Annotated in this window: 8 protein-coding genes and 1 pseudogene; 6 read left to right on the plus strand and 3 right to left on the minus strand. The window is 61.6% G+C overall.

Annotated elements, in window-relative coordinates; translation table 11 throughout:
- The first annotated feature begins 405 nt into the window (after nucleotides 1–405).
- The 5 genes and pseudogenes from HV744_RS31095 to HV744_RS31115 all read left to right on the plus strand — a co-directional run bounded on the left by HV744_RS31095 (nucleotide 406) and on the right by HV744_RS31115 (nucleotide 9945).
- The gene (locus tag HV744_RS31095; protein WP_246279276.1) at nucleotides 406–5991 is read left to right on the plus strand and encodes a trifunctional serine/threonine-protein kinase/ATP-binding protein/sensor histidine kinase; all 5586 of its coding nucleotides are present in this window, start codon (nucleotides 406–408) and stop codon (nucleotides 5989–5991) included.
- A gap of 163 nt (nucleotides 5992–6154) precedes the next feature.
- A pseudogene (locus HV744_RS31100) lies at nucleotides 6155–6622 on the plus strand (tyrosine-type recombinase/integrase); the annotation flags it as partial.
- Between the two features lie 314 nt (nucleotides 6623–6936).
- Entirely contained in the window at nucleotides 6937–8562 is a 1626-nt protein-coding gene (locus HV744_RS31105; RefSeq protein WP_175153167.1) for a Mu transposase C-terminal domain-containing protein, read from the plus strand.
- Between the two features lie 8 nt (nucleotides 8563–8570).
- On the plus strand, nucleotides 8571–9440 hold the full coding sequence (locus tag HV744_RS31110) for a TniB family NTP-binding protein (protein WP_175153168.1): 870 nt from the start codon (nucleotides 8571–8573) through the stop codon (nucleotides 9438–9440).
- Nucleotides 9418–9945, plus strand: a complete 528-nt coding sequence (locus HV744_RS31115) for a TniQ family protein (RefSeq protein ID WP_175153169.1) — start codon at nucleotides 9418–9420, stop codon at nucleotides 9943–9945. Before HV744_RS31110 ends, HV744_RS31115 begins: the two co-directional genes overlap by 23 nt.
- 599 nt (nucleotides 9946–10544) lie before the next feature.
- On the opposite strand, the gene HV744_RS31120 is transcribed toward HV744_RS31115, so the two are convergent.
- Nucleotides 10545–11474, minus strand: coding sequence for a LysR family transcriptional regulator (locus tag HV744_RS31120; protein ID WP_175153170.1), 930 nt, complete (start codon nucleotides 11472–11474; stop codon nucleotides 10545–10547).
- Nucleotides 11475–11798: 324 nt separating this feature from the next.
- Here HV744_RS31120 and HV744_RS31125 point away from each other — a divergent pair, with 324 nt between their 5' ends.
- A complete protein-coding gene (locus tag HV744_RS31125) occupies nucleotides 11799–14768 on the plus strand; it encodes an ATP-binding protein (protein ID WP_175153171.1) in 2970 nt (989 codons plus the stop codon).
- Here HV744_RS31125 and HV744_RS31130 read toward each other — a convergent pair.
- Nucleotides 14755–15594 (minus strand): alpha/beta fold hydrolase, encoded by an 840-nt coding sequence (locus HV744_RS31130; protein ID WP_175153172.1) that lies wholly within the window; start codon nucleotides 15592–15594, stop codon nucleotides 14755–14757. The genes HV744_RS31125 and HV744_RS31130 overlap by 14 nt on opposite strands.
- Before the next feature lie 74 nt (nucleotides 15595–15668).
- Nucleotides 15669–17390 carry an FAD-dependent oxidoreductase gene (locus HV744_RS31135; RefSeq protein ID WP_175153173.1) on the minus strand — a complete coding sequence of 574 codons (1722 nt, stop codon included), beginning with the start codon at nucleotides 17388–17390 and terminating at the stop codon, nucleotides 15669–15671.
- Nucleotides 17391–17417: the final 27 nt, after the last annotated feature.

Consider the following 17417-nt stretch of genomic DNA (forward strand, 5'->3'; position numbering starts at 1 on the left):
CTGGAGAACGAGGCGGGTTGCCTCATTCGCCAACATACGGAACCGCGATGCCGGCCTCTCCCTGACCACCGGCGTCTGACCGTAGCCCCTACCGCGCGAGCGGTTTAGTCCACCGGCCAATTTCCGACATTCATTCTTTGCCCGTGGATGTCGGCTGTCGACTCCGGCTCGGACCTCCGGGAAGGACCGTTTTTCGCTCGGGCCTTCATGAGGTTTGCCAGGTCTGATCAGGTCTGATCCTTGTTCGCGGCCGGAACCGCTGCTGCATCGTCAGGCCGATACCCGCGGATACGGACCGGTAACAAACACCATTCCTTGTTGCGTGTGGCAAACTGGCTTCTTACGGTCTGCCTGGGAGGCAGTGCTTCCTGCGCCGCGGCGACCGGCCTGATGGGGAGGCACCAGTTGAATCCGGTTTTTCGATTCGGACCGCTTGGGGATGACAGGGTCGAGGTCTTGCTGGAGGACGGCGAGCTTGCCTTATACCGCGTATGGCGGGACCACCCCGGCGACAACGGGACCGTGCTGGCGGTGCGGCCCACCGCCGAACATCCCCCGCCCGCCAGCCTCGATCGCCTCGCTCACGAGTTCGGACTGAAGGACGAACTCGATGGCGCGTGGGCGGTGCGGCCGCTGGAGCTGGTGCGCGAAGGCGGTCGGACCCAACTGGTGTTCGAGGATCCGGGCGGTGAACCGATCGAGCGGCTGCTCGGCGCGCCCATGGAAGTGGGCCGTGTTTTGCACCTTGCCGTCGGCATCGCCGCGGCGCTCGGCAAGCTCCACCAGCGCGGCCTCGTCCATAAGGACCTCAAACCCGCCCATATCCTCGTGAACTGCGCGGACGGACAGGCGCGGCTCACCGGATTCGGCATCGCCTCGCGGCTGCCGCGCGAGCGACAGGCGCCCGAGCTGCCCGAGACCATCGCCGGCACGCTCGCCTACATGGCGCCTGAGCAGACCGGCCGGATGAATCGCTCGATCGATTCGCGCAGCGACCTCTATTCGCTCGGCGTCACGCTCTATCAGATGCTCACCGGCGCGCTGCCGTTTACGGCCGCTGAGCCCATGGAATGGGTGCACTGCCATATCGCCAGAAAGCCGGTGCCGCCACGCGAGCGGTTGGCTACTATCCCGGCTCCGGTCTCCCAAATCGTCATGAAGCTCCTCGCCAAGACGGCCGAAGAGCGCTACCAGACTGCCGCCGGTGTTGAGCATGATCTTCGGCGCTGCCTATCCGATTGGGAGCGCCAGCGCCGCATCGATGACTACCCGCTGGGCGAACACGACACGCCCGACCGGCTGCTAATCCCCGAGAAACTGTACGGGCGGGAGCGCGAGGTCGATACCTTAGTCGCCGCGTTCGACCGCGTGGTCAAGAGCGGCGTGCCGGAAATGGTGCTGGTTGCTGGCTATTCCGGCATCGGCAAATCGTCGGTCGTCAACGAACTGAACAAGGTACTGGTGCCACCGCGGGGGCTCTTCGCCTCCGGCAAGTTCGACCAGTACAAGCGCGACATTCCCTATTCGACTCTGGTGCAGGTTTTTCAAAGCCTGGTGCGGCCTCTACTCGGCAAGCGCGACACCGAGTTGGCGAGCTGGCGCGGCACGTTGCTGGAGGCGCTGGAGCCAAATGCACGGCTCATGACCGACCTCATCCCCGAACTGAAGCTCGTCATCGGGGACCCGCCGCCGGTCCCGGAGCTTGAGCCGCAGCAGGCGCAAAGCCGTTTTCAGCTAGTATTTCGCCGATTCATTGGCGTATTTGCCCGAGCGGAACATCCGATGGCGCTCTTTCTCGATGATCTGCAGTGGCTCGACGCGGCGACGCTTGACCTGGTGGAAGATCTGCTAACCCGGTCGGATCTGCAACACCTGATGTTGATTGGCGCTTATCGCGACAATGAGGTTGATGCCACGCATCCGCTGGTGGCCAAGCTTCAGGCCTTCAGGAACGCAGGCGCCAAGATCGATGAAATCACGCTTGCGCCGCTCGCCCGTGAGCACATCGAGAAGTTGATTGCGGATGCCCTTCACTGCGAACCGGAACGCGCCGCGCCGCTGGCGCAGCTGGTGCATCTGAAGACCGCCGGCAATCCGTTCTTCGTGATTCAGTTTCTAAACGCGCTCGCCGAAGAGGATCTACTTACCTTCGATCATGACGCGGCGTGCTGGTCCTGGGATCTCGATCGCATCCATGCCAAGGGTTACACCGAGAATGTCGTCGACCTGATGGTCGGAAAGCTGACCCGCCTGACAGCCGAAACGCAGCAGGCGTTGCAGCAGTTCGCCTGCCTCGGCAACGTTGCCGCCATCGCGATGCTTTCGATCGTGCTCCGGACCTTGAAGGAGCAGGTCCACGCGGCGCTGTGGGAGGCGGTCCGGCTGGAGTTGATCGAGCGCCTGGATGGCTCCTACAAGTTTATCCACGACCGGGTGCAGGAGGCAGCCTATTCGCTGATCCCGAAAGCACTGCGCGCTAAGGTCCATCTGCGGATCGGGAGGCTGCTCGCAGTGCAGACGCCACCGGAAAAGCGAGCGGAGGCGATCTTCGACCTCGTCAATCAGCTGAACCGCGGCGCGGCCTTGATTACTTCACGCGACGAGCGTGCGCAGTTGGCCGAGTTCAACCTGCTCGCCGGCCAGCGCGCCAAGGCGTCGACAGCCTACGCCTCGGCGCTTACCTATCTCAATACCGGTGCAGAACTCCTGGAGGACGATTGCTGGGAACGCAGGCACGAGCTGATCTTTGCGCTGGAGCTCAACCGGGCCGAATGCGAATTTTTGACCGGCCAGTCGTCGGTCGCAGAGGGGCGATTGGCGGCACTCTCAAATCGCGCCACGACAACGGTCGAACAAGCCATCGTCGCGTGCTTGCGGATGGATGTCTGCACGACGCTCGATCAGAGCGGCCGCGCGGTCGCTGTGTGTCTCGACTACCTCCGGCATGTCGGTATCGAATGGTCGCCCCATCCGAAAGAGGACGAGGTGCGACGCGAATACGAGCGGATCGGGTCACTGCTTGGGGGCCGGACAATCGAGGATCTCATCGATTTGCCGCCGATGGAGGACCCGGCATCCCTCGCGACCCTCGCTGTTCTGACTAAGGCCTTGCCGCCGGCCTTGTTTACGGATGCGAACCTGGCTTCCCTGACGATGTGCAAGGCGGTCAGTCTCAGCCTCGAGCGCGGCAACTGCGATGGCTCGTGCTACGCCTACGTCATGCTTGGCATGGTCGCCGGCGCGCGCTTCGGCGACTACAAGACCGCATTTCGCTTTGGTCAGCTCGGCTGCGATCTGGTGGAAAAGCGCGGGTTCGACCGCTATGCGGCGCGAGTCTATGTGGGTTTCGGAGTAATAGTTGCCCCATGGTCGCAACCCGTCCGTTCCCTGCGGCAGTGGATTGGGCGCGCCCTCGAAGCGGCGACGCGGGCTGGAGACCTCACCTTTGCATGTTATACAAACGACGCCTTAGTTACGAACCTTCTCATGGCAGGCGATTCGCTTGCCGAAGTTCAACGTGAAGCCGAGCAAGGGGTAGAGTTTGCGCAGAAAGCACGGTTTGCGTTCGGCGTTGATGTCATCACCCCAATGCTTGGGCTTGCCCGTACGCTCCGTGGCTTAACGCCGAAATTCGGTTCCTTTGACGATGCACAGTTCGATGAGCGCCGGTACGAGCGCCGTTTCTCCAGCAATCCGAATTTGGCGTTTGCCGAGTGCTGGTACTGGATCCGAAAGCTGCAGGCGCGCTTCCTTGCGGGTGACTATGCTGCGGCCATGGAAGCCTCGAACAGAGCGCAGCGAGTGCTTTGGACATCACCATCTTTCCTGCAAACGGCGGAGCATCACCTTTACGCGGCCCTGTCCCGGGCCGCCGCCTTCGATTCCGCAGCAGCCGGCGAGCGGCAGCAGCACCTGGACGCTCTGGCTGCGCATCACAGGCAGCTGCAGGTGTGGGCGGACAATTGCCCGGAGAATTTCGAGAACCGCGCCGCGCTGGTGGGCGCCGAGCTTGCTCGCATCGAGGGCCGCGACGCCGACGCGATGCACCTCTACGAACAGGCGATCCGTTCGGCGCGTGACAATGGCTTCGTCCACAATGAGGCAATTGCTTATGAGCGCGCTTCCGACTTCTACCGGGCGCGCGGGTTCGACCAGATCGCTGACCTTTATCTACGGAACGCCCGCTACGGCTATCTCTGCTGGGGAGCGGATGGCAAGGTGTGGCAACTCGACCAGACGTACCCGGTCCTTAGCGGGGAACAACCCACAACTCGCACGGTCGGGGCGATCGGGGCACCGGTTGAGCAATTGGACCTCGCCACCGTGCTCAAGGTCTCGCAGGCAGTCTCGGGCGAGATCGTGCTGGACAAGCTGCTCGACACGCTCATGCGCACTGCGATCGAACAGGCGGGCGGCGAGCGCGGGCTGCTGGTCCTCGCGAGCGGGGGCGAACCGCGCATCAAGGCGGCAGCGGCAGTCGAGGGCGGCTCGCTCGTCGTGCAGGTGCGCGACGAGTGTGTGACAACGGCGATGCTGCCCGAATCCGTGCTGCACTACGTCATGCGCACCCGGGAAAGCCTCACGCTCGATGACGCAGTGAATCAAGACCCATTTGGCGCCGATCCGTACATTTGCCGACAACAGGTCCGCTCGGTCCTCTGCCTGCCGCTGATCAACCAGGGTGAACTCATCGGCGCGCTCTATCTCGAGAACAATCTGACGCCGCGCGCGTTCGCGCCGGCCCGCATCGCGGTGTTGAAGCTCCTGGCGTCGCAAGCCGCGATGACGCTCGAGAACGCCCGCTTGTACCGAGGTCTGGCGGAGCGCGAGGCGAAGATCCGGCGGCTCGTCGACGCCAACATCATCGGGATCTTCATGTGGCGGCTTGAAGGCGAAACGCCTCAAGCCGCCGACGCAGTCCTCCATGAAGTTAACGACGCGTTTCTCAGGATGGTGGGATACGACCGCGACGACTTCCTGTCCGGCCGCGTACGGCGTTCGAACCTCACGCCGCCGGAATGGCGCGCGCGCACGGCACGAGCGCACGACGAGCTGATGAGGACCGGAACGTTCCAACCTTACGAGAAGGAGTACCTGCGCAAGGACGGCACTCGCGTACCCGTGCTGGTGGGCACGGCCGCCTTCGAGGGCGGGAGGCAAGGCGTTGGGTTCGTCCTCGATCTGACCGAGCGGAAGCGCGTGGAGGCCGAGATGCGCGAGGTCGAGCGCCGCTACCGTGAGGCTCAGACGGCGCTGGAGCACGCGAACCGCGTAGCAACCATGGGGCAACTGGTCGCGTCCATCGCTCACGAAATCAAGCAGCCGATTGCGGCGAATGCTATGAGCGCGCAGGCGGGGCTGCGCTGGCTCAATGCTCAGCCGCCGGATTGGGAGGAAGCTCGGCGGGCGTTTGATCAGATCGTCAAGGGCGCGAAGCGCGCAAGCGAGGTCGCCAACTGGATTCGTGGCCTCATCAAGAACGCTCCGCCGAGTAAGCAACAGTTGCAGATCGGCGAGGCGATTGCCGAGGTCATTGCCCTGACGCGAGCCGAGGCCGATAGGAACGGCGTGTCGCTGCGAACGCAGCTAGCCGAGAACTTGCCGCTGGTGGAAGGGGACCGCATCCAGCTCCAGCAGGTAACGCTGAACCTGGTGCTCAACGCCATCGAAGCGATGAGCGCGGTTGACGAGAGGGCACGGGAATTGATCATCAGCAGCGGCCTGGACGACTCGGGTGACGTCCTCGTTTCCGTGCGAGATTCGGGGCCTGGCGTGGCGGCGGAGAACGTCGAGCGCGTCTTCGAGCCCTTCTACACGACGAAGGCTGCCGGCATGGGCATGGGACTCTCGATCTGCCGATCCATTATGCAAGCGCATGGGGGGCGGCTCTGGGTCACAGCGAACGTGCCCCGTGGCGCCGTATTCCAGTTTACCGTGCCCGTCCTTGCTCTCACCGGCAGCGCATCCGCTGGCGCAATCAAATCAAGCTAACAATGATCCTCGCCATCACCGTCCGATGTCGCGACAGTGGACGAAACCGCTCGCGCGGTAATAGGGCTCCGGCCCGACGTTAGCGGTGTGGAAGAGGAAACCCGCGCTGTTCCCATGATGGAGGACGAGGCAATCCGCCTCGTTCCTCATCAGGAGCAGAGCCATGACTCACACCGGCCAGAGTATCAGTCCGCTGCGCCAGCGCATGACCGACGACATGCGCATGCGCAAACTCACACCCGGAACCCAATCCGGTTATCTGCGCGTAGTCCGGCAGTTCGCCGCGTTTCTCGGACGCCCACCGGACACCGCCACCGTCGAGGACCTGCGGCGCTACCAGCTGCATCTGGTCGACCACGGCGTATCACCGGTGTCGCTCAATGCGGCGATCACCGGACTGAAGTTCTTCTTCGAGATCACCCTCCACGAGCCTGAGCTGATGGCGAGGATGCAGCCGGTGCACGTGCCCCGCACGCTACCGGTCGTGCTCAGCCGCGACGAGGTGGCCCGGCTGATCGCCGCCACCGGCAACCTGAAGCACCAGACCGCGCTGTCAGTCGCCTACGGCGCCGGGCTGCGCGCGAGCGAAGTGGTGGCGCTGAAGGTCGGCGACATCGACAGAATTGAAATGAACGCGTCCCACCCGTGAACGTGAGAGCAAAGGCAGGCGGATCCTCACGGGCCAACGGCATTGATGTGCCCAGGTGGGAAAATACAAGATTTTTGTTGAAGCCCTTCAAAACTGCTAATCCCGTCCATAGATTACGCTAATGTAAGATTGCATTGTTACCCACGAAATAAGGCGTAGCAGCGGCTTCGCATGCCTTTTTAGGCGTTGCGTTTCAGCAACGAACGAACGCTCGGATGTCCGTTTATTTTGCTAACGCGTTCGTCCTGTCCTTTAATTCCGCTAACGCGTCTGGCGAAGCTCGATAAGGAGCGGCAATGGCGGTTCCGGAGGAAACAAATAGCCGTGCTGCGAAAATAGCAGACGTTCTCCGGCCGTTAGGGCGAGGACCACTGTCGAAAAAGCTTGCGGTGTTGGCTGCGAACTTGCTGGGCGTCCATTGGACTACGGTCTATCGTCTGCGGCGGAAGTTTCTCGCAAACCCGGTAGCGAGCGCCGTCATCCCGAAACGCCGAGGGCCTTCTGAGGGTGATCGTCGATTGGGAAGGGCTGTTGATGCTGTGATCGACGAAGTAGTTCATGTCTGGCTGCCAACTCAACGACAATTGGCGCATCCTGCAACCGATCTCGTGCTGGAGGTTCGACGCAGATGTGAACTTGCCGGACTGCAACCACCGGGCCGAACCACGATTGGCCGGCGGTGGGCTCAGCATCGCGAGGCAGACGCTCTGAAGCGAGCGGCTCTTGCCGACGCGATGACTCCTCCAGGCTCGCTTGTCGCAAAGTATCCTCTGGAAATCGTTCAGGTCGACCATACACAAGCGGATGTGTTTCTGGTCAGCGAATACGACAGACAGGTGATCGGCCGCCCATGGCTAACTATTGCTCTGGACGTCGCGACCAGATGTGTGTTGAGTTTTTACGTCAGCATGGAACGTCCGGGAGCAGCGACCGTCGGTTTGCTGCTTACCAGAGCGGCACTATCCAAAGCCCCCTGGCTTGCAATGATCGAGGCGGATGCAGAATGGCCGATGCGTGGAATTCCGCGAGTTCTCCATCTCGACAATGCTGCCGAGTTCAAGAGCAGGGCCCTTCGCAGTGGATGTCGGGAATTCGGCATCCACCTCATGTATCGTCCAGTCGGGCGTCCTCATTTCGGTGGTCACATTGAGCGGGTCAACCGCACGCTGATGGAGCGCGTCCGAGGCCTTCCGGGGGCCACGGGATCATCCCCCAAAGGCCGCAAGGCGCGCCGGTCCGAAAAGACGGCGTCGTTGACTCTTCGAGAATTTGAACAATGGCTCGCGATCGAGATCGCTAGACGCTACCATCACGTTCCGCATCGTGGCCTGCTTGGAGCAACGCCAGCCGACACGTGGCGGATGCTCGTCCGCAATCCCGATTCGCGGCAACTGCCCGCGACGAACGACGCCGAACTGAGATTCCTGATTCGCTTTCTGCCTGTTGCGCAGAGGACGATCCAGGATAACGGACTGACGCTATTCCACGTTCGTTACTGGCATCCGATATTTGTCGCCTGGCGGCAGACCAGGCGTGACGTTACGGTTCGATACCATCCTGAGGATCTCTCGCGTGTTTTTGTGACGGCAGGAAGGGGCGAATACCTCGAAGTCCGGTACGCGGACATGCGGCGGCCGGCCATTTCTCTTTTTGAACATCGGGCAGCGTTGCAAGCCATTCGGTCAGAAGGGCAGCACACTGTCTCGGAGGCCCTGATCTTCAGGACAATTGAAGAGCAACGGCGCCTGATTCTCAAAGCTAGGCAGGCGACGACCCGCGCACGTCGTCGGTCACGGAAAAATAGCCCCCCGTTGGATGAGTTGCTTGACCGAATTCTGCCGCTCACGCGTGCGACAACCGAGGAGGCTGAAACGATCGACTACACCGCGCAGGTTCAGGCCTTCAACGTCGAGGAATGGTGAGGAGAAGTATGAAGGACGGGACGCTCGCGCATCTGTTGCCGGCCGTTAGAAAACAGGCCGAGCTAGGCAACGACGAACGAGTTTGTGGACTTTTGCGCGACCGCTGGATCGACTATCCCCGCGCGACACAGGCTCTGCAGCAGCTTGAGCGTTTATTTGAAACGCCACGCCGCGACCGGATGCCGTGCCTGCTCCTGCACGGAGACTCAAATATAGGCAAGACGAAAATCACGGCCAAATTCCGGCGTGCACATCCCAACGAGTTTGACGAGCGAAGCGGGGTCGAACGTTGTCCGGTCGTCGCGATGCAAATGCCACCGACCCCGGACCAGCATCGGTTTTATTCGGGGTTACTGTTCGAACTGGGCGCTCCCCACAACGCGGCGGCCGGCCTCGCGTCCCTCGAACGGCTGGCACGTGAGATTCTCAAGCGCATGTCGCCACGCATGCTGGTTGTCGATGAGGTCCACCACCTGCTGGCGGGCAGCTATCGGGAGCAACGGGCATCCCTGAACCTACTCAAATTCCTCGCCAATGACCTCCAGATCAGTATGGTGCTAGTCGGTACCCGTGACGCAGTACTTGCGCTCCAAACCGATCCGCAGATGATAAGTCGTTATACGCCGTTCGAAATTCCACGGTGGCGGGAGAGCGATGGTCTGCGGCGGCTTCTCGCGGCGTTCGAACGCGTGTTGCCACTGCGCAAGCCATCGGATCTCGCGCGACGCGAGATCGTTCAGTTTGTTCTGAGCGCGACCGGCGGATTGACCGGCGAGATATCCACGTTACTGAACAACGCAGCCGAACTATCAATTCGCAGTGGCGACGAATTTATCGGTATCACGCATCTCGAACATGTCTGCCGAGTCGCACAGTAGCGTTACCCCGTGGCCGGTTGCTCCCAGGCCTTTCTACGAAGAAGCCTTTGGTGGCTGGTTAGGCCGTGTCGCCGCACGATATCAGGTGAGTGTTGCGATGCTCTGGGAAATGAGCGCAAGCGAGCCGCTACCAGCGCATGGAACTGCCGGATGGATCCTTTTCCCTCCTATTTCAAAGATAGCGCTGCAACAATTCGCAGCGCTGGCCCGTCTTGATGAACAGAGGTTGAGGCACGTCCAAACGCCTTCGGCATGGATCTCCGAGCGGCGCTGCATGCCTTACTGCTTCAGATGCCTTGTGCTGAATGACGCGGACGTATCGGCACCTCGCTGGAAACGCGAATGGCTCGAACCGACAGTTGAATTTTGCACTGTGCATCACACGCTTCTGGAAACAGTCCCCGCCTCTATATTTCGTCTCTCGAGTCACTTTGATGCGGCGTTGCGCGCGATCAGCCGTTATCGCGAGATGCGTAAATTCGAGGGCATCCGCCGGTTGCGTTAGCGGATTTAACGGACACGATTAGCGCTTCAATGGACATCATTAGCAGAATCTACGGACTTCAACAGTAACGGCAAAACTTGCCCGATGCAGTCAAAGCCAGGTCAAGCGCGTCTGGGCGATGAATCAACAGAAAAGTAGCACGGAGTAGCGCCTTGGTCGGCATCGCACGTTACGTTACAACTTTGCTTGCGTGAGCGCACGTTCTCATTGACGCGCATCCCGGGAAGGCGAATGGTTCCTTTCGGGCGATGCGAGGGACTCTTCGCGACCCACAAGGGACAATCCGATTTCTCCTCAACGGACGTTCAAGCGACTGGAAATAATAAGCCCCGGCAAATAGCCAAGTGGGGGGAGACTATCTGCAGGTCAGTGGTAGACGGCCGATATTATTCAGCGCCGGAGTTAACGCTTCAGGTGTCAGGCCTGTGAGTCGAGCGGGGGCTAACCTCGGCGTCCGCGACAGTGCCGTCCTGGGCAATGACAAACCGGACCGACATGGGAAGCGTCCAGCCGGGATCACCGTCCCCCACTTCGTGGTAGTTATGCTCAACGGCGAGTCAGACTATTCGAAGCTTGAATTCGGCAGCACTCGATCCGACCTACGCTTGACGCGCCCACGCAGTCGGATGCCGGGTCGACGCCTTGCCTCCAATCTCATCCATCAGGTAATCGATAAAGGACGCTATCCGGGAAGAAACGGCGGTATTACGGTAGTAGACGGCATGGATCGGCTGACGGATGTCTCTGGTCTGGCGAGCGAGAATCTGCACGAGACTCCCAGCTTCGCGGTCTTGCGCAGTCATGAAATCCGACAGGCAGACGATGCCAACCCCTTCGAGTGCCAACTGACGAAGCGTCTCACCGCTCGACGAACACGCTACCGGCTCGATACGGTACGGCTCACCGTCGGCGCCGAACAATGGCCAGACATTGAGCGACTCTGGCTGCGTAAAACCCAGTAGCGCGTGCTTGCCAAGGTCCTCGACCTTGCGTGGATGACCGTGCGCCTCGAGATAGTCGCGACTCGCGAGAACGCGCATGCGGCTGTTGCCAATCAGCCGGCTGTGCAGCGTCGAATCCTTGAGCCGGCCGATCCGGATAGCCACGTCGGTGCGACTCTCGAGCAGATCAATGATGCCGTCGTTGGTGGTCAATTCCAGAAAGACATGCGGATAGCGGTCGCGGTAGCCCTGCACGAGTGGCGCGATCACATGCAGCATGAAAGGCCCCGCGGCGTCGATCCGCAAGCGTCCGGACGGATTCTCACGCCGCACGACCATCTGTTCCTCCGCGCTTTCAACCGAATCGATGATCGCGCGCGCGCGTTGAAGGAACGCTCGCCCTTCCTCGGTCAGTTCCATTTTGCGCGTGGTCCGACGCATCAATGTGGTTTTCAGCTTTTCCTCAAGGCGCCCCAAGGTCCGGCTCGTCGCCGAAACCGTCAGGTCGAGATGTTGAGCAGCTGCCGTCATCGAGCCGGTGTCGACGACAGCCGTGAAAGTCTCCAGCTCATCAAGGGTGATGTTCATTGTTGATCTTTTTTCAAAAGAATTTTGTTTATAGACCAGTTTCAGAACAAAAGTAAAGCAGGCACACTCGGGCCGCTATCACCTTCCGCTCCTTCGCGATTAGGGGCCGCTCCCAGAGCGGTACAGACATGGGTTCGGTCTGATGAAACAAGACCTTTTCCAATGTCACGGGGATTAATAAGTCAAAGATGCTGTTATCGCATGCATACGCCGTGACGTTAGGCGTCTGCGGACCAGGTAGGCGACTGGTTGCCTCAGCCGGAATACGATCGACATTGGCATAAACCGACGCGCAGCTTTCCCTCGATCAACGCGAGCAGAAACATGACGGTTACCGAGCGACCCACGAATTGCGGCACCAGCATGATCGAATTGGGCCGGTTTCAGATCGATCTGGCGATGCGTACGCTGCGCCAGAGCGGCGCAGTCGTGCCTCTTGGATCGCGCGCCTTCGATATCCTCGCCGCGCTCGTGTCGGCCGCTGGACGACTCGTTACGAAAGACGAACTGCTGCGTATTGTCTGGCCAGAAACCATCGTCGAAGAAAACAATATCCAGGTCCATCTGTGCGCGCTGCGTAAAATACTCGGCACGGATCGCGACCTGATTGTCACGATCCCTGGCCGCGGGTATCGGTTGCGACAGCGGCCCATTACGATCCAGGCCCCTGCGGTCGACTCCCGGCCGATCGTCAGGCGCCGCCTGCCGCCGCGCGAAACCAGGCTAACGGGCCGCGACGCAGCCGTTTGCCAGATCCGCATGTTGCTCCAGGGAGGGCAGGTATTAACGCTGGTTGGAGCTGGCGGCATAGGGAAGACGAGCCTGGCTATGGAGGTAGCACACCAGGTATGGGACGAGTTTTCCGAAGCTGTGTACATTGTCGAACTGGTTACGGCAACAACTCAGGGTGCGATCCTTTGCGAGATCGCTAAGGCATGCGGGCTGGCCTCGCTCGATGCCGCAGTCAGCATCCCTCAATTGGCTGCGGCGCTTTCCGGCAAACGTATGCTCCTCGTGCTGGACAACGCCGAGCATGTGATCGACGCTGTCGCGCAGATCGTCGACACACTCGTAGCCGAAAGCGAAGTTCTACGTGTGCTCGTGACGAGTCGCGAACCTCTTCGCGTTATGCCGGAGACGATGTACAGGGTCGAGCCACTCGACATCCCGTCTTCGGATTCAACCGATGCGGAGATTCTTCAGTGTTCCGCGGTCAGGCTGCTTTTGCTACGCGTCAATTCAACGCAACGCCATGTGGAGGCCGTCAGCGCGGATGTTCATCTTATCGGCGAGATCTGCCGCCGGCTGGATGGCATTCCACTGGCGATCGAGCTGGCAGCGGCGCGCGTCGCTGCCCTCGGCTTCGCGGGTGTTCACCGCTACCTGAACGACCGTTTCGCATTGCTAACGGGAGGCTACCGGACCGCTCTGCCGCGCCATCAAACCTTGCGCGCGACGTTCGACTGGAGCTTCGCGATACTCGACCCCGACACCCGGTCGCTGTTCCGACGTCTCGCGATATTCGGTGGCAGCTTTACTTTCGAGGCCATGTGCGCCGTGGCGTGCGACGAGGAACAGTCGGTCGCAAACGCGATCAGCGGTATCACCGAACTGGTGGCGAAATCGCTGGTCAACGTCGAATTCCACGGACCGGTCAGGAAATATCGCCTCTCCGAATCGACCCGCGCCTATGCGATGGAGAAGCTCCTCGCGGAAGGCGAGTTGCGGATCATGACCTCACGCAACGCGCACTACCTGGCGCGCTGCTTCCAGGCGCAAACGGACGGCGACCCGCTCGGCGACACCGGCAACCCAACCGACCTCCAACAGGTGCTCGACGACGCGCGCGCCGCGTTTGACTGGGCCTTCTCACCTGAGGGCGATGTGCGCGTCGGGGTCGAGCTGGCGTCGAATCTGGCCGGTACGCTGCTCGATGCGGGCCTGATCGAAGAATGCTGCACGCGTGCCGTGCAAGCGGTGGATGCACTCGAAGCCCTGCCCGCCCGATCGGTGGATGCCGCCGTCGAAATGCGCGTGCGCGGTGCGCTGGCGTCGGCGTTACCCTATGTCCGCGGGCCGATTCCCAAGGCGGCGGAACTGTGGCGGGAAGTCCTCGCATTCGCGGTCGCGTCCGGCGACCAGGCCTTCTATACCCAAGCACTATGGGGCCTGTGGAACACGAAGCTCTCTGTCGGCAACATCAATGAATCGATGAGCCTGGCGAAGCAGTTTCAGCAGGTGGCCGAGCGGAACGGCACGCCGTGGCAGAAGGTTCTCGCCGACCAGATGATCGGGATTTCACTGCATTGTCACGGTCGGCACACCGAGGCAAAGCAACGCCTCACGAGCGCCAGCCAGCGCTTTATGCGGTTGCCGGGCGACGGGCGGCCCGACGGCCGGTTTGCTGTCAATCCCGTGGTGTTTTGCAACGGCACGCTGGCCCGAATCGCCTGGCTCCAGGGCGATCCCGATGCGGCCACGGCCCTTGTCGATACGCTTGTCGACGCGATTCGCCCGGAAACGATCGAGCCGTCGCTCACGCACCTGCTCGGAGCCATAGTCATTCCACTTGCGCTGATGTCCGGCGATTTGCGCCGCGGCTCGCGCTACATCGACCTCATGCGATCGCAAGCCGCGCTACACGGCTTTGCGATCTGGTTGGACTATTGCACGTGCCTTGCGGCTTACCGCGACATTCTCGACGGACGCGCGGAACAGGCGCTGCCGGTCCTCGAAGCCGGGCTCGATGCATTGAAGTCACACGGCTTCCGGCGCTTGGTCACGCCGCTTATCGTGACGTACGCCGAGACGCTGATTGAACAAGGACGCGTGACGGAGGCATCGAACCGGCTCAATGAGGCGCTGGATTTTTGCCAGAGCAACGGCGAACTGTTCTTTCTGCCGGAGGTCTGGCGAGCTTTGGGCGTCGCGGCACAAGCCGAAGCAGAGAAGCACGCCCACACGAGCCATGCCCGCCGGACGAAGATCGCTGCCGCGTCTTCCTGTTTTTCGAAGGCGCTCCACCTTGCCCGCGAGCAGGACGCGAAAATGTGGGAGCTGCGTGCATCGATGGCGATGGCGCACCTACTCGACGCGCAAGGCCAGACTGAAGAAGCCGTTGAACTACTGATTCCGATCGCGGCGGATCTGGAAAGCGCCGCCGGCACTTCCGATGTTCGGAAGGCGCACGAACTGCTCGGCAGGCTGAGCAATCGCTGCGGCAAGAGCGGCGCGCGTCAACGGCCGGCGGACAGGGAAACGGCGCCGCCGGCCTACTCTTTTACGACTGAATGAACGCGAGCAGATCCGCATTCACGCGGTCCGCATGCGTCGTGGGCAGGCCGTGCGACGCACCTTGGTAAATCTTCAACCGCGCGGTCGGCATGAGCTTCGCCGACGGCACGCCGGAGTTGGCAAGCGGCACCATCTGGTCGTCGCCGCCCTGCAGTACGAGAGCCGGCACCGTGACCTGCTTGAGGTCTTCAGTGAAGTCGGTTTCCGAGAATGCCTTGATGCAGTCGTACACGCCCTTGATCGAGGTTTGCATGCCGATCCGCCAGAACGCGTCGAGCATGCCTTGCGACACCTTGGCGTTCGGCCTGTTGAAGCCAAACAGCGGTACCGCGACGTCTTTCAGAAATTGTGAACGGTCATTGCACACGGCCTCGCGCATGCCGTCGAATACCGCCATCGGCAGGCCACCCGGATTCGCTTCCGTCTTCAACATGAGCGGCGGCACGGCGGCGATCAACACGGCTTTGGCGACACGCTTCGTACCATGGCGCGCGATATAGCGCACCACCTCGCCGCCGCCCGCCGAGTGACCGACCATCATCATCGTGTTCAGATCGAGCGCTTCGATCAGCCCGGCGAGATCGTCCGCGCAGGTGTTCATGTCGTTGCCGTTCCACGGCTGCGATGAGCGTCCGTGACCGCGGCGGTCGTGCGCAATCACACGATAGCCGTGTTCCGCAAGGAACATCATTTGCGAGTCCCATGCGTCCGCGTTGAGCGGCCATGCATGGGAAAACACGATCGGTTGGCCCGCACCCCAATCCTTGTAATAGATCTGCGTGCCGTCTTGAGTCGTGAAATAGGCCTTCGCTGTTGCTCCATTCATTGTGGTCAAGCAGTCTGCGCCATTGTGTCCGGCGTCATGCAGGCGCAGCGCGCCGGTTAAACAGCTACACAGCCTTAAGCAGCAGCCCTTGCCATCCGGCTCAGATACGCGTGGATCTGACTCACGACTGCCGCGCCGTCGCCCACCGCCGCGGCCACACGTTTGGCCGACTCCGAGCGCACATCCCCGACCGCGAACATGCCCGGCACGCTGGTTTCGAGCGGAAAACGTGCGCTGGCTTCAGTCAGGCCGTGCTCGCCGCGGGCGGACCCGGTGACGACAAAACCACGGTTATCAAGCTCCACGCCGCTCGAGCCGAGCCAATCCGTCTCCGGGTCCGCGCCGATGAACAGAAACAGATGACGCGTGGCGATCACTTCATCGGTGCCCTCGTCTTCATGCCGGATCTGCAATTGGGTGAGTCCGGCTTCGTCGCCATCGATCCCGCGCAGCACGCAGCGCGTGCACAGCGTGACGTTGGGCAATGAACCGATGCGGTCGATCAGATACTTCGACATGCTCGCGTTCAAGTCTTCACCGCGAATCAGCACGCGGATGCTCCGCGCGAAATTTGCCAGAAAAACGACCGCTTGCCCCGCGGAGTTGCCGCCGCCCATCAGTACGATGTCCTGCCCCTTCACCAGCCTGGCTTCGATCGTCGACGCCCAATAGTAGGTGCCGCGCCCTTCGAAGCTCTGGAAGCCCGGCACCGCCGGTTTGCGGTAAGCGGCTCCGCTCGCCACCACGACCGTGCGGGCGCTGATGCGCTGCCCGTCGAACAGCGACAGCAGAAAGATCCCGTCCTGCCGCTGCACGTCCAGGACCTTGCCGGGAATCGCCAGATGCGCGCCGAACTTCAGCGCCTGCTGGAAGGCTCTCGCGGCGAGCGCCTGGCCTGAAATGCCGGTGGGAAAGCCGAGGTAGTTTTCGATCCGCGAACTGGCGCCCGCCTGGCCGCCCGGCGCGCGTCGGTCGAACACCGCGACCGACAACCCTTCGGTGGCCGCATACACCGCGGCTGCCAATCCCGCGGGTCCCGCGCCGACGATGGCGACGTCATAGACATGCGAAGGCTCGAAGGTCGGTACGAGTCCGAGACACGACGCGAGTTGCGCCTCATCCGGTGCGCGCAGCACAGAGCCGTTCGGGCAGAAGACCAGCGGAAAATCGCCGGCGCCGGTGGTCATGCCGCCAAGCAGCGTGATCGCCTCGGGATCGCTGCGCGCGTCGATCACCATCGCCGGGTACGCATTGCGGCGCAGGAATCCCTGCAAGGCGACCAGCCGCGCGTCGTCGCCGTTGCCGACAATAATCGGGCCGAGCCGCTGCTCGATCAGTCCGAGCCGCCGCAGAATCAGCGCACGCATGATGTGCTCGCCCAGTTGCGCGTCGGCGACGATCAAGGCGCGTAGCCGGTCCGGCTCGATCACGAGCGTTTCGACATCCGTCAACGCCACGCCGTCGATCAACGCGGGCTTGCCGGAAAGCTGCGCCATCTCCGCCATGAAGTGCCCGTCTTCATGTTCGGTGACGAGCGTCGTGCGCCCGAAACTGTCGCGCGAATAGATGCGCACGCGCCCATGCAGCAGCACGAACAGGCCGAGCGCAACATGCCCGGTTTCAAAAATCAGTTCGCCGGCCTTGAAGGACATGGGCCTGGCAAAGCGTCGCAAGCTTTGAATCTCTGCCGCCGACAGGCGGGGAAACATCTGATGCTGCCGGTACTCCAGCGACGAATACGGAATCTCGAGTTCCGACGGCGCCGCCGCGCCGGCGGATAAGTCCGGGGTGTTCATGACATGGCCTCTTCTAGCACGTCGTCG

This window comes from Paraburkholderia ultramafica, from assembly GCF_902859915.1.
Taxonomy (GTDB): Bacteria; Pseudomonadota; Gammaproteobacteria; order Burkholderiales; family Burkholderiaceae; genus Paraburkholderia; species Paraburkholderia ultramafica.